We start from the raw sequence: 17,672 nt of genomic DNA, 5'->3' as shown, positions 1-17,672 counted from the left end.
TGCCGTGCGCCATGGTACCTCTTATCGAGCTACCTCGAATCGAGGTATAGCGAAAAGAGGGGGGATGGATCATGGGGTCGACTGCTCATCGCAGGCGGCTGGTGGCGCTCGCGTATCCGGTCTACTTCGAGCTCCTGGCCGGGGTCACCGCCGGAATCATCAACATGGTCTGGGTGGCGCGGCTCGGCGGGGACGCGGTCGCCGCGGTGGCCGTCGCGACCAACGTCGAGAACGTGCTGCTCGGGGTCATCCTCATGGCCGGTTCGGGGACGACCGTGCTGGTCGCGCGGGCCAGGGGGGCCGGGGACCCGGGTGGGGTGCGGGCGGCCGTGCGGGGCGGGTGGGGGGTGTGGGCGCTGGTCACGCCCGTCGTCGCGGTGGGCGGGTATCTGTGCCGGGAGCCGCTGGCCCGCCTGGTGCTCGGTGGCGACGGCGGCGCCGCGCTCCACCTCGCCACCGGGTACTTCTCCGTAGCGCTGCCCGGCATGGCGGTCTTCTTCGCCACCAACGTCGTGGACGGCATCCTCAAGGGTGCGGGCGACACCCGCACCCCGATGCGCCTCGCCCTGCTCGCCAACGGGCTGATCCTCGGTCTCGACCCGCTGCTCATCCTGGGGTTCGGCCTGGGCGTGCGGGGCGCCGCCGTCGCCACGGTGCTCGGGCGGGCGGCCGCGCTGGCGTGCGGGCTCGTGGTGCTGCGGCGCGATGCCCTGCCGCGTGCGGCCGGGCCCTCGCCGGGCGGGCTCGCCGCCGATCTGTGCCGCACCTTCAGGACCGGGCTTCCCATGTCGGTCGATTTCGTGGTGCGGATGGCGGGAACGCTCGTCCTGGTCGCCGTGGTCGCCCGGATCGGCGTCGCCGAGGTCGCCGGGTACGGGATCGCCACCAAGGCGATGTACGTGGCGACCATGGCCTTCTACTCCGTACGCCAAGCCGCCGCGATCCACACCGCGCGGCTGCTCGGTGCCGGGCGCGACGAACGGCGGGCCGTCGGGCGGGAGGCGCTGCGTATCTCGGGGACGATCGGGGTCACCGCTCTCGTTGTGCTGGTGGCCGCCGCGCCCTGGATCATGGCGGCGTTCGGCGCGCGGGGAGAGGTGGCCGACGCGGGGGCGCTGTATCTGCGCTGCCTCGGCCCCTATCTGGTGCTGCTCTCCTGCTTCATCGCGCTCGGCGGGGTCTTCGAGGGCAGCGGCGGCAGCCCGCTCCTGGCGCGGATCACCGCGTGCGGGGTGGTGCTTCAACTGGCCCTTGCCTACGGGCTTTCGGGGCTCGGGCTGCCCGGCGTCTGCCTGGCGATGGCGCTGGCCACGGCCGTCCAGTGTGCCGCCCTCGCGCGGCTCCACCGGCGTGCCAGAGGTCAGCGGGTGCTCGACGATTCGGCCGTGCGGGTCGGTTGAACGGGGAGGGCCGGGTGGTTGCGGGCGGGGGCCGTCGAGCGCCACAGGCGGCGGCAGGCCAGGAGGGACGCGGCGACCAGGAGGCCGTTGCGTACGACGAGAAGGAGGATGCCCAGCCAGTCGCCGGCCACCACGTGGGAGAACCAGATGGGGAACTCCAGGAACGTCACGCCCGTCGCGACCAGGACGAGCTGGGCCGGGCGGATCATCGGGCCGCGGCGGAAGACCAGGCACACCGCGGCCAGGCCGACCAGCCACAGCAGGTACTGGGGACTGATGACCCGGCTGGTGGTGGTGAAGAGCAGCACCGCGGTGAAGGCGGCGTCCGCGAGGGTGCTCGGACGCACCGGGCCGCGGGCCCCGACCCGCCACAACAGCAGCCAGCCGAAGGCGAGCGCGCTCAGTGCCAGCGCGAGGGCGGACACCAGCGGGACGTACGGTCCCAGGAACTCCACCGAGCCGTAGTTCAGCTGCACCCGGCCCGGCCAGCCGAAGTGCCGGGCCACCTGGAAGACCAGCGCCCCCAGCGACTCGACCTCCGTGCCCCGGTCCCGCTGGAAGGTGAGGAAGGCGAACGCGCCCGGTGCCGCCGCGACGCACGCCACCGAAAGCCCGGCCGCGGTGACCGCGGCGGTCGTCCAGGCCCGGCGCGGGGCGCGCACGAGCAGCAGCACCGGCCACACCTTGAGCAGCGCCCCGAAAGCGGCGAGCGCCCCCAGGACCCGGGGACGGCGGGCGCCCGCGAGCAGCGCCGCGACGGCGACGGCGGTCACCATCAGGTCGTAGCGGGCGTACGCGGTCGGACCGAGCAGCGGCACCCCCACCGCCCACATCCAGGCCCCGTTCGGGGACTTGCCGGGCCGGCCCGCCGCGTACATCAGGAGGCCGAAGACCAGCGCGTCGGCGAGGAAGGCGAGGACGAAGAAGGCCGAGGCGTAGTCGAGGAAGGGCAGCGCGGCGGGGGAGAGGATCGCGAGCGCGGCGGCCGGCGGGTACTGCCAGGTGACGTCGTCCAGCGGGTACGTCCCGGTCTGGAGGACCTGGGACCAGCCCTGGTAGATGACGTGCACATCGCTGGTGACGTCCGGGCCGGGCAGCACCAGCACCCGGAAGACGCAGAGCAGCAGCAGACAGCGGGTCGCGGCCCAGGTGGCCGCCACGGCGAGGGTGCGCCGGGGGATGCTCATGATGTCCGCCTCGTCCTCGTTTCGGGGGCCGGAGCCAGCCATGATGCCGGGTGCGGACGGGCGCCGGCCGTCAGACAGGCCGCGCCGGGAGGTCCCGTCCCGCTCCGTGAGCCGCCCTTTCGGTTCCGCGCCCCGCGTTCGGTACTGTCGACAGCGATGCACAAGACCCTGATCGTGACGAATGACTTCCCGCCGCGCCCCGGCGGGATCCAGGCGTTCCTGCACAACATGGCGCTGCGCCTTGACCCCGACCGGATCGTCGTCTACGCCTCGACGTGGAAGCGGAGCCAGGAGGGCATCGAGGCGACCGCCGAGTTCGACGCCGAGCAGCCGTTCACCGTCGTACGGGATGCCACCACGATGCTGCTGCCGACGGCCCGGGTCACCCGGCGGGCCGTCGGGCTGCTGCGCGAGCACGGCTGCTCCTCGGTGTGGTTCGGGGCGGCGGCGCCGCTCGGCCTCATGGGGCCCGCGCTGCGCAGGGCCGGCGCCGAGCGCCTGGTGGCGACCACGCACGGGCACGAGGCGGGGTGGGCCCAGCTGCCCGCCGCCCGGCAGCTGCTCCGGCGGATCGGCGAGGGCACGGACACGATCACCTATCTGGGCGAGTACACCCGGTCCCGGATCGCGGGCGCGCTGACCCAGCAGGCCGCGGCCCGCATGGTCCAACTCCCGCCCGGCGTCGACGAGAAGACCTTCCACCCCGGCTCCGGCGGCGACGTCGTACGCGACCGGCTCGGGCTCGCCGACCGGCCGGTGGTGGTCTGCGTCTCGCGGCTCGTGCCGCGCAAGGGGCAGGACACGCTGATCCGCGCCATGCCGGCGATCCTCGCGCAGGTGCCGGAGACGGTGCTGCTCATCGTCGGCGGCGGGCCGTACGAGGCCGAACTGCGCAAGCTCGCGGCGGACACCGGGGTCGCGGCCTCCGTCCGCTTCACCGGCGCGGTGCCCTGGGAGGAACTGCCCGCGCACTACGGGGCGGGCGACGTGTTCGCGATGCCGTGCCGCACCCGGCGCGGCGGCCTGGACGTCGAGGGCCTCGGCATCGTGTACCTGGAGGCGTCGGCGACCGGCCTGCCCGTGATCGCGGGCGACTCGGGCGGCGCCCCGGACGCGGTACTCGACGGCGAGACCGGCTGGGTCGTGCGCGGCGACCACCCCGAGGACTCGGCGGACCGCATCGTGACCCTCCTCCAGGACGCCGAGCTGCGGCGCCGCATGGGGGAGCGCGGCCGGGAGTGGGTCGAGGAGAAGTGGCGCTGGGATCTGCTGGCGGAGAAGCTGAGAGGGCTGTTGTAGGGCCGTCCGTTCATGCAGGCCGCCCCAACTCCAGCCTGCGGGTGGCCAGTTAGGGGCTGGCGACCAACTCCGCGCCGGCGTGGGCAAATTCAGCCCTCCGGCGTTTGAGGAGCGGGGTCCGGGGCGGAGCCCCGTGCCTACCGGCCGACGGCCGACGACACGGGGCAGGCCGCCGGGGCCAGGGGGCCGACGGGCCACAGCGACCCCGGGGGCCAGGGGGCGGAGCCCCCGAATCCCGGGCCCGCTGAGGGCTCAGCGGGTGTAGATCGCCTCGATCTCGTCCGCGAAGTCCTTGGCCACAACATTGCGCTTCAGCTTCAGCGACGGCGTGATGTGCCCCGCCTCCTCGGTGAACTGGGCGCCCAGGACGCGGAACTTGCGTACCGACTCCGCCTTGGAGACCGCCGCGTTGCCGTCGTCCACCGCCCGCTGCACCTCGGCGAGCAGCTCCGCGTCGTCGCGCAGCGAGGCCGCGGTCGCCCCCGCGGGCTTGCCGTGCTCCTCGGCCCAGCGGCCCAGGAACTCCTCGTCCAGGGTGACGAGCGCGCCGACGAACGGCCGCCCGTCGCCGACCACCATGCACTCCGCGACCAGCGCGTGCGCGCGGATGCGGTCCTCGATGACCGCGGGGGCGACGTTCTTGCCGCCCGCGGTGACGATGATCTCCTTCTTGCGGCCGGTGATCGCGAGGTAGCCGTCCTCGTCGAGGGTGCCGATGTCACCGGTGTGGAACCAGCCGTCGGCCAGCGCCTCGGCGGTCGCCACCTCGTTGTTCCAGTAGCCCGAGAACAGGTGCTCGCCGTGCAGCAGCACCTCGCCGTCGTCCGCGATCCGTACGACCGACCCCGGCAGCGGCTGCCCAACCGTGCCGATCTTCGGCCGGTCCCAGGGGTTGAACGCGGTCGCGGCGCAGGACTCGGTCAGGCCGTAGCCCTCCAGGACCGTGAAGCCGATGCCGCGGAAGAAGTGGCCGAGCCGCTCGCCGAGCGGCGCGCCGCCGGAGATCGCGTACTCGCCGCGCCCGCCGAGCACCGCCCGCAGCTTGCTGAAGACGAGCTTGTCGAAGACCTTGTGCTTGACCTTCAGACCGACCGAGGGCCCGGCGTCCGTGCTGAGCGCCTTGCTGTACGCGATCGCCGTGTGCGCGGCCTTGTCGAAGATCTTGCCCTTGCCGTCCGCCTGCGCCTTGGCCCGCGCCGAGTTGTAGACCTTCTCGAAGACCCGCGGCACCCCGAGGATCAACGTCGGCCGGAACGAGGCGAGTTCATCGGTCAGGTTCTTGATGTCCGGTACGCAGCCGAGCTTGATCGGCGCCATCACGGACGCCACCTCGACCAGCCGTCCGAAGACGTGCGCGGCGGGCAGGAACAGCAGGACCGAGCACTCGCCGGTACGGAAGAGCGGCTTGAGGCGCTCCACCACGTTGCCGCACTCGGCGAAGAAGGCGCGGTGGGTCAGCACACAGCCCTTGGGGCGGCCGGTGGTGCCCGAGGTGTAGACGATGGTGGCCGGGTCGTCGGCGTGCGCCGAGGACATCCGCGCGTCGAGCAGCTCGTCGGAGACGTCCGCGCCGGTCGCGGTGAGCCGGGCGACGGCGTCGGCCTCGATCTGCCAGATGTCCTTGAGGGCGGGCAGGCCGCCCTGGACCGCGGCGACGGAGGCCTGGTGGGCCTCGGACTCGACGAGGGCCAGGGTCGCGCCGGAGTCGCCGAGGATCCACTGGATCTGCTCGGGCGAGCTGGTCTCGTACACCGGGACGGTGACGGCGCCCGCGCTCCAGATCGCGAAGTCGAGCAGCACCCACTCGTAACGCGTCCGCGAGAGCAGCGCCACCCGGTCGCCGGCCTCGACGCCGACGGCGATCAGGCCCTTGGCGACGGCGCGCACCTCGGCGAGGAACTGGCGTGCGGTGACATCGGCCCAGGCACCCGCGATCTTGCGGCCCAGCACCGCGACATCGGGATGCTGTGCGGCATTGCGGCGGATCAGATCCGTCAGGTTGCCGTCCGAAGGGACCTCGTACAGGGCCGGAAGGCTGAACTCGCGCAAGACTGCTGCTCCTCATCGGGCGCCGGTGCCACGGCTCTGTGTGACGCACCGGCTGCGGTCCAAGATCGGGCAGGTGCCCGGGGATTCCGTGGGGGGCGGAACTCCGAGCACGACTGGACTGCCCGGACGTTACCCATGGGTAGTGGGTTCCCGATAGGGGGTTCTGGCCAGATGTTCCGTGCGTCACACATGTTTGACACTGCTTCGCGCACAGTAGTCCACACCTTTGAGGACTCGGAAGTAACCGCAGGTCCGACGGCCTAAGGTGGCCTTCATGCGAGTTCATGTGGTCAGTGACGTGCACGGGAACGCCGAGGGCCTCGCCAAGGCGGGCAACGGCGCGGACGCGCTCATCTGCCTGGGTGACCTCGTCCTCTTCCTCGACTACGCCGACCATTCGCGCGGCATCTTCCCCGACCTCTTCGGTGTCGAGAACGCCGACCGGATCGTCGCCCTGCGCACCGCCCGGCGCTTCGAAGAGGCCCGTGAGCTGGCACGTTCGCTGTGGGCCGGGCTCGACCGGGAGGCCGCCATCGAGGCGGCGGTCCGGCGCCAGTACGCCGAGATGTTCGCCGCCTTCCCCGCCCCGACGTACGCCACGTACGGCAACGTCGACATGCCGGACCTGTGGCCGCAGTACGCGCGGCCGGGCACCACCGTCCTGGATGGCCAGCGCGTCGAGATAGCCGGCCGCGTCTTCGGCTTCGTGGGCGGCGGGCTGCGGACCTCGATGCGAACGCCCTATGAAATCTCCGACGAGGAGTACGCCGCGAAGGTCGAGGCGATCGGCGAGGTCGACGTGCTCTGCTCGCACATCCCGCCCGAGGTCCCGGAGCTGGTGTACGACACCGTCGCGCGCCGCTTTGAGCGCGGCTCGCGCGCCCTGCTCGCCGCGATCCGCAGGACCCGGCCCCGCTACGCCCTGTTCGGCCACGTCCACCAGCCGCTGGCCCGGCGGATGCGCGTCGGCCGCACCGAGTGCGTCAACGTCGGCCACTTCGCGGCCACCTCCCGGCCGTTCGCCCTGGAGTGGTGATCCGGCCACTGGACCGGCGCCCGGCCCGTACGCGATAGCCTGCAGGCACACCTCCCCGCGCTCCCGGCCACGGCCGGGCGGGGGAGATTGCGACCCACCGGACCGCGCACTGGAGGAGCCACGACGATGGCGGAACACACCAGCTCGTCTATCACCATCGAGGCGGCCCCCGCCGACGTCATGGGGGTGATCGCGGACTTCGCCCGCTATCCCGAGTGGACCGGCGAGGTGAAGGAGGCCGAGGTGCTCTCCACCGACGCCGCCGGCCACGCCGAGAAAGTGCGGCTGCTGCTCGACGCGGGCGCCATCAAGGACGACCACACCCTCGCCTACACCTGGAACGGCAACAACGTCAGCTGGACGCTGGTCAAGTCCCAGATGCTGCGCGCCCTCGACGGCTCGTACACCCTGGCGGACGCCCCCGGCGGGGCGACCGAGGTCACCTACCAGCTCACCGTCGACGTCAAGATCCCGATGCTCGGCATGATCAAGCGCAAGGCCGAGAAGGTCATCATCGACCGCGCCCTGGCCGGACTGAAGAAGCGCGTCGAGAGCGGCTCCGCGGACTCCGCGGCCTGATGCGCACGGTCCTCGTCACCGGCCCCGGCGGCGCGGGCCGCACCACCGTCGCGGCGGCGACCGCACTCGCCGCCGCCCGCCGGGGCACCCGGGTCACCCTGCTGACCGCGGACCGCGTGCCCGGCGAACTGTCCGGCGTCACCGTCCGGCGCATCGACGCGGCCGCCCACTTCCGCACCGAACTCCTCGCCTTCCAGGACCGCGCGGGCGCCGCCCTCGACCTGCTCGGCGCCGCCCGCCTGGACGCCGAGGAACTCACCGAACTCCCCGGCGCCGAACAGCTCGCCCTGCTCAGCGCCCTGCGCGAGGCCGCGGCCGAGGGCCCGGACCTGCTTGTCGTGGACCTCCCGCCGACCGACCGGGCGCTCGCCGCCCTCGCCCTGCCCGAGCAGCTGCGCCGCTATCTGCGCCGGCTCCTGCCGCCCGAGCGCCAGGCCGCCCGCTCGCTGCGCCCGGTCCTCGCCCAGCTCGCCGGGGTGCCCATGCCCGCGCAGTGGCTGTACGAGACCGCCGCGCGCTGGGACCTCGAACTGGCCGCCGTCCAGGCCGTGGTGGCGGACCCCGGCACGACCGTACGGCTCGTCGTGGAACCCGGACCGGCCGCCGCGGACGCCCTGCGCACCGCCCGGCTCGGCATCGCCCTGCACGGACTCGCCCTCGACGCGGTGGTCGCCAACCGGCTGCTGCCCGCCGAGACCCCCGACCCCTGGCTCGCCGGGCTCGTCGCCCAGCAGCGCAAGCACCTGGACGAGCTGACCGGCGAGTTCACCGCCGTACACGAGGTGGCGCACCTCGGGCGCGATCCGCGCGGCGACGACGACCTGGAACGGCTCGACGGCGGATGGCGCGGGCCCAACGAGACCTGCGCCGAGGCCGCACGGTGGACCGTCGAGGACCGGATCGCCGAGGACGGCGTCCTGGTGTGGCACCTCGTGCTGCCCGGCGCCGTCAAGGACGGGCTCGCTCTGGTGCGGCGCGGCGACGAACTGCTGCTCACCGTCGGCCCGTTCCGCCGCATCGTGCCGCTGCCGTCCGCGCTGCGCCGCTGCACCGTCACCGGCGCCGGGCTGACCGACGGCGTCCTGGACGTCCGGTTCGCACCCGATCCCGAGCTGTGGCCGCGAGGCCGCTGAACGGCATACCCCCGTTCGGGTAACGTCGAAGGAAACAGCCCCCGTAGGAAAACCAGCCGCTGGAGTCCGCCATGAGCGAAGCCACCGAGCACCCCGCCCCCGACGCGGATGCCTGGGCCGACGCCTGCGCCGAGGACCTCGCCGCCGAGAAGGCGCGCCGCCGCGCCGAGTACGGCACCCCGCCGGGATCCGCCGCCGAGGAGCTGCGCAAGCTCATCGACGCGGTCTCCGACAAGGTCGCCGGTGTCCTGGGAGTCCAGTCCTCGCTGCCCGGCATGGCCGCCCAGAACGCCGTGCAGCAGCTGATCGGCCAGGCGAAGTCCGCCGTCGAGCCGGTCATCGAGCGCAACCCCGAGGTCTTCGACCACCTCGCCGCGGCCGGCAGCGAACTGCTCGCCGCCTACCGCTCCGCCGTCGAGGGCCACGAGCGACGCTGGACGGCCGCCGACGACCGCAAGCGCGACGAGGGCCCCGGCACCACCGAGCACATCGACCTCGACTGAGAGCCTGAGGTCGCGGCCGGGGCCGGGACCTGCACTCACCCCCGGGTGAACGCGGGGCTCGGCACGCTGAGTGCCGACCCGGCTCGGGTACGGTTGGCCCCAGCGGGGCTCGACCGAACTGAGGGATTCATGGGACTCACCATCGGTGTCGATATCGGCGGCACGAAGATCGCGGCGGGCGTGGTCGACGAGGACGGCAACATCCTCTCGACCCACAAGGTGCCGACCCCCGGCACGCCCGATGCCATCGTGGACGCGATCGCCTCGGCCGTCGACGGCGCCCGCGCCGGGCACGAGATCGTGGGCGTGGGCATCGGGGCCGCCGGTTACGTCAACCGCCAGCGCTCCACCGTCTACTTCGCGCCCAATATCGACTGGCGCCAGGAACCGCTGAAGGAGAAGGTCGAGCAGCGCGTCGGCCTCCCGGTCGTCGTCGAGAACGACGCCAACGCGGCCGCCTGGGGCGAGTACCGCTTCGGCGCCGGCAAGGGCCACCGCAACGTCATCTGCATCACCCTGGGCACCGGCCTCGGCGGCGGCATCATCATCGGCAACAAGCTGCGCCGCGGCCACTTCGGCGTGGCCGCCGAGTTCGGTCACATCCGGATGGTGCCGGACGGCCTGCTGTGCGGCTGCGGCTCGCAGGGCTGCTGGGAGCAGTACGCCTCCGGCCGCGCCCTCGTCCGCTACGCCAAGCAGCGCGCCAACGCCACCCCCGAGAACGCCGAGGTGCTGCTCTCGCTGGGCGACGGCACCCCCGAGGGCATCGAGGGCAAGCACATCTCGATGGCCGCCCGCCAGGGCGACCCGGTCGCCGTCGACTCCTACCGCGAACTGGCCCGCTGGGCCGGTGCCGGCCTCGCCGACCTGGCCTCGCTGTTCGACCCGTCCGCGTTCATCGTGGGCGGCGGTCTCTCGGACGAGGGCGAGCTGGTGCTCGACCCGATCCGCAAGTCCTACAAGCGCTGGCTGGTCGGCGGGAACTGGCGCCCGGTCGCCGACGTGATCGCGGCCCAGCTCGGCAACAAGGCCGGTCTGGTCGGCGCGGCCGACCTGGCGCGGCAGCCCGACCCCATCATGTGACGCACCCGCCACCGACAGCGCCCGCCGATTCCGGTCCCGGACCCGGCGGGCGCTGTCATACGTTGTGGACCATGACGACACCTGCCGACGGCCTGCCCGCGTCCGCGACGGAGAACGGCTCGGCCGTGATCCGCGTCCTCAGCTACAACATCCGCTCGATGCGCGACGACAACGCGGCCCTCGCCCGGGTGATCCGCGCCTGCGCACCCGATCTCGTACTCGTCCAGGAGGCGCCCCGCTTCTTCCGCTGGCGCAAGGCCGCCGCACGCCTCGCCGCGGCGAGCGACCTGGTGATCCTCAGCGGCGGCGCGACGGCCGCGGGCCCGATGCTGCTGTGCTCACTGCGGGCCACCGTGGAGCGCACCGAGGACGTGCTGCTCCCGCTCACCCCCGGCCTGCACCGGCGCGGTTTCGCGACCGCGGTGGTACGGATCGGCGGGGCCAGGATCGGCGTCCTGAGCGCCCACCTCAGCCTCCAGGGCGCCGAGCGGTACGAGCAGGCGGGGGCGCTGCTCGACCGGCTGGCCGGGATGGGGGTGGACCACGCGATCGCGGGCGGCGACCTCAACGAACGGCCCGGCGGACGCAGCTTCACCCGGCTCGCCGGGGCGCTCCAGGACTGCTGGCAAGTGGCCCCGTGGGGTGGGGAGTTCACGTCCACGCCGGGCGATCCGCATCAGCGGATCGACGCGGTGTTCGCTACCCGGGGGGTTGAAGTGCTGGGCTGTGGCGTCCCGTTGGGGCTGGTGGCCCCAGCCGATCTGACGGCGGCTACGGACCATCTGCCGGTGCTGGCGGCGTTGCGGGTGCCGACGGGGTGACCTGGGGGCACTGCCCCCAGCCCCCCCCGCTCCTCAATAGCCGGACGGGCTTGAGTTGGCTGAGCTTGATTGTGGTCGCGGTTCAGACCACCGCGCCGCGGCCCGGGTCGTCGTCGTCCTCGTCGTGCTGCATGCGGGCGAACAGGGTGCCGATGCCGCCCAAGAAGCCGCCCACGCCCAGGGTGGTGAGCCACCAGGTCATGTCCCAGCTGAAGATCGCCGCGAGGAGGAGCAGCAGCGGGCCGCCCACCACGCTCAGCCACGCGAACTTCGCCGTGGCATCGGCCTCCGGAAGGGGCGGCGGCTCCGGCGGTACGAAGTGGCCCTCGTCCGAGGCGTCCAGGTCGTCGTCGGCCGGCTCGGCCGGCTGGAAGTCGCGGGGGCCGCCCACGCCGGGCGCGAACACCACCGAGCTGCCGAGCGCCGGTCTTTCCTGGCCCTTGTCGGGCCCGGGATCCGGTTTCGGCTCGGGCGTCTCGTCGACCTCGTCCTCGATCAGCGCGAGGTCCTCCACCGACTTGAACGGCTTGGCGCCCGGCGGGTCGGCCGGCTCGTCGCCGTACCCCGCCACGATCGCCGCCCAGGCAGCCTCTTCGTCGATCGGCTGCGGTTCGCGGTCCGCGTCGTGCTCAGCCACCGGTCGTGCTCCCCTTCTTCCCGACGCTAGGAGCGAGGCGGCCGATGAACGAGTAGCTCTCCTCGAAGATCCGCTCCGCATCGTGGTCCAACGTCGCCACGTGGTAGCTCTGTTCCAGCAGGATCTCGGCGACGTCCGTGGAGGACACCCGGCTGAGGACCCGAGCCGAGTCGGCCGGCGGCACCACATGGTCCTGCGGGCTGTGCAGGACCACCAACGGCTGGGTCACCTGCGGCAGTTCACCGTCCACCAGCTGGAAGAAATTGCGCAGCGAATGCGCCGCGTGCAGCGGCACCCGGTCGTAGCCGACCTCCTCGGAGCCCTCCTTGGCGATGTCGCTGGCGATGCCCTTGGTGGAGCGGACGAAGTGGCGGACCACCGGCAGCGCGCGGGCGGCCGCGCCGTGCACCTTGTTGCCCGGGTTGACGAGCACCAGGCCGCTGATCTCGTCGCCGTGCTTCGCGGCGAGCCGCAGCGCCAGCGCGCCGCCCATCGAGAGCCCGAAGACGAAGACCTGCGTGCAGCGCTCGCGCAGCTCGCGCAGGGCGCGGTCCACCTCCGCGTACCAGTCCTGCCAGCCGGTGAGCTGCATGTCCTGCCAGCGGGTGCCGTGCCCGGGAAGGAGCGGCAGCGAGACCGTGAGGCCGCGCTCCGCCAGGTATTCGGCCCAGGGGCGCAGCGACTGCGGGGAACCGGTGAAACCGTGACAGAGGAGGACGCCGACCTCTCCGCCCTCGTGGCGGAACGGCTCGGCTCCAGGGAGGACCGGCACCAGGGGTCTCCTGTTCATGAGCAGGGGCGGGGTTGTGCGGGGGAGTCGTACTTCACGGTACGCGACCGGACTGACACCGACCAGAGCCGTCGCGCGGCAGGCCCGGGCCCGGCACGGGTTAAGGTCTGTTCGACAAGCACAGGAAGGCATCCGAGTTGATCTACGGCGCAATGAAGTTCTCCATCGGCGGGTCGCTGAAGCTCGCCTTCAGGCCGTGGGTGGAGGGCCTGGAGAACATTCCCGCCGAGGGTCCGGCGATCCTCGCGAGCAACCACCTCTCCTTCTCGGACTCGTTCTTCCTGCCGGCCGTCCTGGACCGCAAGGTCACCTTCATCGCCAAGGCCGAGTACTTCACCTCCCCCGGAGTGAAGGGCAAGCTGACGGCCGCGTTCTTCAAGGGCGTCGGCCAGCTCCCGGTGGACCGCTCGGGCGCCCGCGGCGCGGGCGAGGCGGCGATCAACGCCGGCATCGACGTCATCAAGGGCGGCGGCCTCTTCGGCATCTACCCGGAGGGCACCCGCTCGCCCGACGGCCGCCTCTACCGCGGCAAGCCCGGGGGCCTGGCCCGGGTGGCGCTCGCCACCGGCGCCCCCGTCATCCCCGTCGCGATGATCGACACCGAGAAGATCCAGCCGCCGGGGAAGGTCGTCCCCAAGCTGATGCGCCCCGGCATCCGGATCGGCAAACCGCTCGACTTCAGCCGCTACCAGGGCATGGAGGGCGACCGCTTCATCCTGCGCTCGGTGACCGACGAGGTCATGTACGAGATCATGAAGCTCTCCGGCCAGGAGTACGTCGACATCTACGCGACGGCCGCCAAGCGCCAGATCGCCGACGAGGCCAAGCGGATCGCCGACGAGCACAAGGCCGCCGAGAAGGCGGAACGGGCCCGCGAGGCGGAGCAGGCCAAGCAGGCGGAACGGCCCGGCGACTAGCCGGCCGTCCGTCCAAGGGTGGGGGACATGGCGAAGCGCGAACGGGTCGTACGGATGTCGGTGGAGGTGCCGCTGTGGCGGGCACTGACCGGCTACCGGGTGCTCACCACGGTCTACGCGGTGGTGATCTTCGCCACGGGCTACGCAAAGTTCGAGCGGCCCTGGGTGGGCATCGGCTACCTCTCGGTGCTCACCGTCTGGAACTTCGCCACGCTGCCCAGGGTGGCGAACGCGGCCGCCTGCACCAAGCGCTTCCTGACCGCCGACCTCGCCGTGGTGCTCACCGGCATCCTGCTGACACCGGTCGCCGACCTGGACGCCCAGCACTTCGACGGGCCGACGCTGCCGACGATAGCGACGGCCGGATCGGTCCTCGCGTTCGCCATCAAGGGCGGCTGGCGCTGGGCCGGATTCGCCTCCTCGCTGGTGGCCGTCGCCAACATCGTCGAGCGCGGCAACCCCACCCGGGACACCTTCCACAACGTGATCCTGGTGTGGATCGCCTCCATCGCCGTCGGCTACATCGTCGAAGTGGCCCGCGCCAGTGAGGCGACCCTCGCGCGCGCCCTGGAGATCGAGGCGGCCACCCGCGAGCGCGAGCGGCTCGCCCGCGACATCCACGACAGCGTGCTCCAGGTGCTCGCCATGGTGCAGCGCAGAGGCACCGCCCTGGGCGGCGAGGCCGCCGAGCTCGGCCGGATGGCGGGCGAGCAGGAGGTCGCCCTGCGCACCCTGGTCTCCAGCGGCCTGGTGCCGCCCACCCGGGCCTCCGAGGACGCCGCGAACGGCGCCGTCGTCCGCGCGGTGGAGGTCGCGGACGAGCCCGACGACGGCGCCGGGACCGATCTGCGCTCGCTGCTCGCCCCGCACGCCGGGTCGAAGGTCTCCTTCGCGGAACCGGGTGCTCCGGTGCTGCTTCCGCCCCCGGCGGCCAGGGAGCTCGCGGCCGCTGTCAGTGCCGCGTTGGACAATGTACGCAGACACGCGGGGGAGTCCGCCCAGGCCTGGATCCTGGTCGAGGACTGGGGGGACGAAGTGATCGTGACGGTACGGGACGACGGTCCCGGCATCCCGGCGGGCCGGCTCGACCAGGCCGAGGGGGAGGGGCGCATGGGCGTCGCCCTCTCGATCCGGGGCCGGCTGCGGGACCTGGGCGGCACGGCGGAGCTGATCTCCGTGCCGGGCCAGGGCACAGAAGTCGAACTGAAGGTTCCACGGGGGAAGGCGGGACGGCACGGATGACGGAGCGGCAAGCGGTGCGGGCTGATGCGACGGTGAAGGTGATGGTGGTCGACGACCACCCGATGTGGCGCGACGCCGTGGCCCGGGACCTCGCGGCGGCCGGCTTCGACGTGGTCGCCACGGCCGGCGACGGGCCGCAGGCGGTGCGCAGGGCGCAGGCCGCCGCGCCCGACGTCCTGGTCCTCGACCTGAACCTGCCGGGCCTGCCCGGCGCCCAGGTCTGCAAGGAACTGGTCGCCGCCGACCCGGCGTTGCGGGTCCTGGTCCTGTCGGCCTCCGGCGAGCACGCGGACGTACTGGAAGCGGTGAAGTCCGGCGCGCTCGGCTACCTCCTCAAGTCGGCCAGCACCGAGGAGCTCACCGACGCGGTCCGCCGCACGGCCGTCGGCGACCCGGTGTTCACCCCGGGCCTGGCCGGCCTCGTCCTCGGCGAGTACCGCAGGCTCGCCAGGGACCCGGCGCCCGCCGCCGCCGACGAGCCGAAGGCCCCGCAGCTCACCGAGCGCGAGACCGAGGTGCTGCGCCTGGTCGCCAAGGGCCTGAGCTACAAGCAGATCGCCGAGCGCCTGGTCATCTCGCACCGCACGGTGCAGAACCACGTGCAGAACACCCTGGGCAAGCTCCAGCTGCACAACAGGGTGGAGCTCGTGCGGTACGCGATAGAGCGCGGCCTCGACAGCGTGGACGGCGGCTGACCGGAGCGTCCCCCGTGCGGGTGAACGACGGGCCGTCAACTCCCGCCCTGATCAAGGGAATTGACCCTTCGCCCCATCCCGGAGTGACATGCGTCACCACTAGCGTGGACCGGGTACGTCACTCCCAGGCGAAGGGACCATTCCATGCGGGTCGGAGTACTGACCGGAGGCGGTGACTGCCCCGGACTCAACGCCGTCATCCGGGGCATCGTCCGCAAGGGTGCGCAGGAGTACGGATACGAGTTCACCGGGTTCAAGGACGGCTGGCGCGGCCCGCTGGAGGGCGACACCGTCAAGCTGGACATCCCGGCGGTGCGCGGCATCCTGCCGCGCGGCGGCACCATTCTCGGCTCCTCGCGCACCAACCCCCTGAAAGCGGAGAACGGCGTCCGCCGCATCAAGGAGAACCTCGCCAAGCACGAGATCGACGCGGTGATCGCGATCGGCGGCGAGGACACCCTGGGTGTCGCGGCGCGGCTCAGCGACGAGTACGGCGTCAAGTGCGTCGGCGTACCGAAGACGATCGACAACGACCTGTCCGCCACCGACTACACCTTCGGGTTCAACACCGCCGTCGGCATCGCGACCGAGGCCATCGACCGGCTGCACACCACGGCCGAGTCCCACATGCGGGTGCTCGTCGTGGAGGTCATGGGCCGGCACGCGGGCTGGATCGCCCTGCACTCCGGTCTGGCCGGCGGCGCCAACGTCATCCTCATCCCCGAGCAGCGCTTCGACGTCGACCAGGTCTGCGGCTGGATCACCTCCCGCTTCAAGGCCTCGTACGCCCCGATCGTCGTCATCGCCGAAGGCGCCATGCCCAAGGACGGCGAGCTGGTGCTCAAGGACGGCACGCTCGACTCCTTCGGGCACGTCCGGCTGTCCGGCGTCGGCGAATGGCTGGCCAAGGAGATCGAGAAGCGGACCGGCAAGGAGGCCAGGACCACCGTCCTCGGCCACGTCCAGCGCGGCGGCACCCCGAGCGCCTTCGACCGGTGGCTCGCCACCCGCTTCGGGCTGCACGCCATCGAGGCGGTGCGCGACGGCGACTTCGGCAAGATGGTCGCGCTGCGCGGCACCGACATCGTGCGGGTGGGGATCTCCGAGGCGACCTCGAAGCTGAAGACCGTGGACCCCGCGCTCTACGCCGAGGTGGGTGTCTTCTTCGGCTGATCCGGCCGGGCGGGTCCGGGCTGTGGGCCGTATATTCGCGATATCCGGCCCATAGTCCATATATCCGACCCAATGGTCAGGGATCGCCAATAAATCGCCGATGAGGGGAAAGCCGTGGAAATCCTGGCATTCGGCGTGCAGGCCGATGAGAAGCCGCTGATCGAGAAGGCCTTCGAGGGACACCACGACGTCCGCTGCCTGGACGTCTTCCTCACCGAGGACACGGCCCCGATCGCCGCCGGGTACGAGGTGATCTCCACCAGCGTCAACGCCAGCCTCGACGCCCGGGTGCTGCAGAGCCTGGCGGTCGGCGGGACCCAGATGATCGCCCAGCGTTCCACCGGCTTCAACAACATCGACCTGGACGTGGCCGAACGCCTCGGCCTCACCATCGCCCGGGTCTCCTACTACTCCCCGTACTCCGTCGCCGAATTCGCCTGGACCCTGGCGATGGCGGTGAACCGCCGGATCGTGCGGGCCTCCAACCGCACCCGCGACTTCGACTTCCGCCTCGACGGGCTGCTCGGCCGCGACCTGCGGGGCCGCACGGTCGGCGTGCTCGGCACCGGGAAGATCGGCGAGGCGTTCACCCGGATCGCCCACGGCTTCGGCATGAAACTGCTCGGCTGGGACGTGGCACAGAACCCGGCCTGCCTGGAGCTCGGCATGAAGTACGTCGAGAAGGACGAGCTCTTCGCGAACGCGGACCTGATCAGCCTGCATGTGCCGCTGCTGCCGTCGACGCACCACATCATCGGGCGCGCCGAACTCGCCGCGATGAAGGACGACGCGATCCTGGTGAACTCCAGCCGGGGCGGTCTTGTCGACACGGACGCGCTGGTGGGGGAGTTGCGCAAGGGGCGCTTCGCCGGGATCGGCCTCGATGTGTACGAGGCCGAGGCGGGCCTGTTCTTCCTCGACAAGTCGCTGGAGGCCGTCGAGGACGACACCCTGGCCCGCCTCGTGACGTTCCCGAACGTCGTGGTCACCTCGCACCAGGCGTACTACACACAGGACGCGGTGGGCCAGATCGTCGCGACGACGGTGGAGAACGTGGCGGCCTACGTCGAGGGCCGCCACACCGAGAACGTCCTGGTCCCGGCGGTGCCGTGACCACGTGGCGGGACG

At 72.1% G+C, this 17,672-nt stretch carries 17 protein-coding genes; 13 read left to right on the top strand and 4 right to left on the bottom strand.

Annotated elements, in window-relative coordinates:
* The first annotated feature begins 71 nt into the window (after nt 1-71).
* The gene (locus ACIBK6_RS08365; protein WP_399049874.1) at nt 72-1,400 is read left to right on the top strand and encodes an MATE family efflux transporter; all 1,329 of its coding nucleotides are present in this window, start codon (nt 72-74) and stop codon (nt 1,398-1,400) included.
* Here ACIBK6_RS08365 and ACIBK6_RS08360 read toward each other — a convergent pair.
* Nucleotides 1,361-2,587, bottom strand: coding sequence for a glycosyltransferase 87 family protein (locus tag ACIBK6_RS08360; RefSeq protein WP_399049873.1), 1,227 nt, complete (start codon nt 2,585-2,587; stop codon nt 1,361-1,363). The genes ACIBK6_RS08365 and ACIBK6_RS08360 overlap by 40 nt on opposite strands.
* 156 nt (nt 2,588-2,743) lie before the next feature.
* On the opposite strand from ACIBK6_RS08360, the gene ACIBK6_RS08355 reads away from it, so the two are divergent.
* The gene (locus ACIBK6_RS08355) at nt 2,744-3,886 is read left to right on the top strand and encodes a glycosyltransferase family 4 protein (protein ID WP_399049872.1); all 1,143 of its coding nucleotides are present in this window, start codon (nt 2,744-2,746) and stop codon (nt 3,884-3,886) included.
* Between the two features lie 252 nt (nt 3,887-4,138).
* On the opposite strand, the gene ACIBK6_RS08350 is transcribed toward ACIBK6_RS08355, so the two are convergent.
* Nucleotides 4,139-5,935 (bottom strand): AMP-dependent synthetase/ligase, encoded by a 1,797-nt coding sequence (locus ACIBK6_RS08350; protein ID WP_399049870.1) that lies wholly within the window; start codon nt 5,933-5,935, stop codon nt 4,139-4,141.
* Between the two features lie 274 nt (nt 5,936-6,209).
* Here ACIBK6_RS08350 and ACIBK6_RS08345 point away from each other — a divergent pair, with 274 nt between their 5' ends.
* The 6 genes from ACIBK6_RS08345 to ACIBK6_RS08320 all read left to right on the top strand — a co-directional run bounded on the left by ACIBK6_RS08345 (nt 6,210) and on the right by ACIBK6_RS08320 (nt 11,090).
* On the top strand, nt 6,210-6,971 hold the full coding sequence (locus ACIBK6_RS08345) for a metallophosphoesterase (RefSeq protein ID WP_399049868.1): 762 nt from the start codon (nt 6,210-6,212) through the stop codon (nt 6,969-6,971).
* Between the two features lie 126 nt (nt 6,972-7,097).
* Nucleotides 7,098-7,550, top strand: a complete 453-nt coding sequence (locus ACIBK6_RS08340) for an SRPBCC family protein (RefSeq protein WP_399049867.1) — start codon at nt 7,098-7,100, stop codon at nt 7,548-7,550.
* On the top strand, nt 7,550-8,683 hold the full coding sequence (locus ACIBK6_RS08335) for an ArsA family ATPase (RefSeq protein ID WP_399049865.1): 1,134 nt from the start codon (nt 7,550-7,552) through the stop codon (nt 8,681-8,683). The genes ACIBK6_RS08340 and ACIBK6_RS08335 overlap by 1 nt, the downstream gene beginning before the upstream one ends.
* A gap of 71 nt (nt 8,684-8,754) precedes the next feature.
* Nucleotides 8,755-9,186, top strand: coding sequence for a DUF5304 domain-containing protein (locus ACIBK6_RS08330; protein ID WP_399049863.1), 432 nt, complete (start codon nt 8,755-8,757; stop codon nt 9,184-9,186).
* 129 nt (nt 9,187-9,315) lie between these two features.
* Entirely contained in the window at nt 9,316-10,269 is a 954-nt protein-coding gene (locus ACIBK6_RS08325) for an ROK family glucokinase (protein ID WP_399049861.1), read from the top strand.
* 71 nt (nt 10,270-10,340) lie between these two features.
* Nucleotides 10,341-11,090: an endonuclease/exonuclease/phosphatase family protein gene (locus ACIBK6_RS08320; protein ID WP_399049859.1), complete on the top strand. Its 750-nt coding sequence runs from the start codon at nt 10,341-10,343 to the stop codon at nt 11,088-11,090.
* Nucleotides 11,091-11,172: 82 nt separating this feature from the next.
* On the opposite strand, the gene ACIBK6_RS08315 is transcribed toward ACIBK6_RS08320, so the two are convergent.
* Both ACIBK6_RS08315 and ACIBK6_RS08310 read right to left on the bottom strand, forming a co-directional pair.
* Entirely contained in the window at nt 11,173-11,808 is a 636-nt protein-coding gene (locus ACIBK6_RS08315; protein WP_399049858.1) for a hypothetical protein, read from the bottom strand.
* Nucleotides 11,720-12,499, bottom strand: a complete 780-nt coding sequence (locus ACIBK6_RS08310) for an alpha/beta hydrolase (RefSeq protein ID WP_399049857.1) — start codon at nt 12,497-12,499, stop codon at nt 11,720-11,722. The genes ACIBK6_RS08315 and ACIBK6_RS08310 overlap by 89 nt, the downstream gene beginning before the upstream one ends.
* A 155-nt stretch (nt 12,500-12,654) precedes the next feature.
* Here ACIBK6_RS08310 and ACIBK6_RS08305 point away from each other — a divergent pair, with 155 nt between their 5' ends.
* From ACIBK6_RS08305 to ACIBK6_RS08285, 5 genes are all read left to right on the top strand, one after another.
* Nucleotides 12,655-13,434, top strand: a complete 780-nt coding sequence (locus ACIBK6_RS08305) for a lysophospholipid acyltransferase family protein (RefSeq protein ID WP_399049856.1) — start codon at nt 12,655-12,657, stop codon at nt 13,432-13,434.
* A 27-nt stretch (nt 13,435-13,461) separates the two neighbouring features.
* Nucleotides 13,462-14,676, top strand: a complete 1,215-nt coding sequence (macS, locus tag ACIBK6_RS08300; protein ID WP_399049854.1) for a MacS family sensor histidine kinase — start codon at nt 13,462-13,464, stop codon at nt 14,674-14,676.
* Complete coding sequence (locus ACIBK6_RS08295; RefSeq protein ID WP_399049852.1) at nt 14,673-15,371, top strand: response regulator; 699 nt, start codon at nt 14,673-14,675, stop codon at nt 15,369-15,371. Before macS ends, ACIBK6_RS08295 begins: the two co-directional genes overlap by 4 nt.
* A gap of 144 nt (nt 15,372-15,515) precedes the next feature.
* Complete coding sequence (locus ACIBK6_RS08290; protein ID WP_399049851.1) at nt 15,516-16,544, top strand: 6-phosphofructokinase; 1,029 nt, start codon at nt 15,516-15,518, stop codon at nt 16,542-16,544.
* Nucleotides 16,545-16,658: 114 nt separating this feature from the next.
* The gene (locus ACIBK6_RS08285) at nt 16,659-17,657 is read left to right on the top strand and encodes a 2-hydroxyacid dehydrogenase (protein ID WP_399049850.1); all 999 of its coding nucleotides are present in this window, start codon (nt 16,659-16,661) and stop codon (nt 17,655-17,657) included.
* Nucleotides 17,658-17,672: the final 15 nt, after the last annotated feature.

The organism is Streptomyces sp. NPDC050485 (genome assembly GCF_044458185.1).
Taxonomy (GTDB): Bacteria; Actinomycetota; Actinomycetes; order Streptomycetales; family Streptomycetaceae; genus Streptomyces.
Note: the sequence above shows the minus strand (reverse complement) of the source record. Positions and strands in the feature narration are given on the sequence as shown.

Bases quoted from the DNA above. Each gene is read 5' to 3' on its own strand.
- ACIBK6_RS08325 (WP_399049861.1), top strand. From the start codon at position 9,316: ATGGGACTCACCATCGGTGTCGATATCGGCGGCACGAAGATCGCGGCG.
- ACIBK6_RS08290 (WP_399049851.1), top strand. From the start codon at position 15,516: ATGCGGGTCGGAGTACTGACCGGAGGCGGTGACTGCCCCGGACTCAAC.
- ACIBK6_RS08315 (WP_399049858.1), bottom strand. From the start codon at position 11,808: ATGCGGAGCGGATCTTCGAGGAGAGCTACTCGTTCATCGGCCGCCTCG.
- ACIBK6_RS08355 (WP_399049872.1), top strand. From the start codon at position 2,744: ATGCACAAGACCCTGATCGTGACGAATGACTTCCCGCCGCGCCCCGGC.
- ACIBK6_RS08330 (WP_399049863.1), top strand. From the start codon at position 8,755: ATGAGCGAAGCCACCGAGCACCCCGCCCCCGACGCGGATGCCTGGGCC.
- ACIBK6_RS08345 (WP_399049868.1), top strand. From the start codon at position 6,210: ATGCGAGTTCATGTGGTCAGTGACGTGCACGGGAACGCCGAGGGCCTC.
- ACIBK6_RS08295 (WP_399049852.1), top strand. From the start codon at position 14,673: ATGACGGAGCGGCAAGCGGTGCGGGCTGATGCGACGGTGAAGGTGATG.
- ACIBK6_RS08340 (WP_399049867.1), top strand. From the start codon at position 7,098: ATGGCGGAACACACCAGCTCGTCTATCACCATCGAGGCGGCCCCCGCC.
- ACIBK6_RS08320 (WP_399049859.1), top strand. From the start codon at position 10,341: ATGACGACACCTGCCGACGGCCTGCCCGCGTCCGCGACGGAGAACGGC.
- macS (WP_399049854.1), top strand. From the start codon at position 13,462: ATGGCGAAGCGCGAACGGGTCGTACGGATGTCGGTGGAGGTGCCGCTG.
- ACIBK6_RS08365 (WP_399049874.1), top strand. From the start codon at position 72: ATGGGGTCGACTGCTCATCGCAGGCGGCTGGTGGCGCTCGCGTATCCG.
- ACIBK6_RS08335 (WP_399049865.1), top strand. From the start codon at position 7,550: ATGCGCACGGTCCTCGTCACCGGCCCCGGCGGCGCGGGCCGCACCACC.
- ACIBK6_RS08360 (WP_399049873.1), bottom strand. From the start codon at position 2,587: ATGAGCATCCCCCGGCGCACCCTCGCCGTGGCGGCCACCTGGGCCGCG.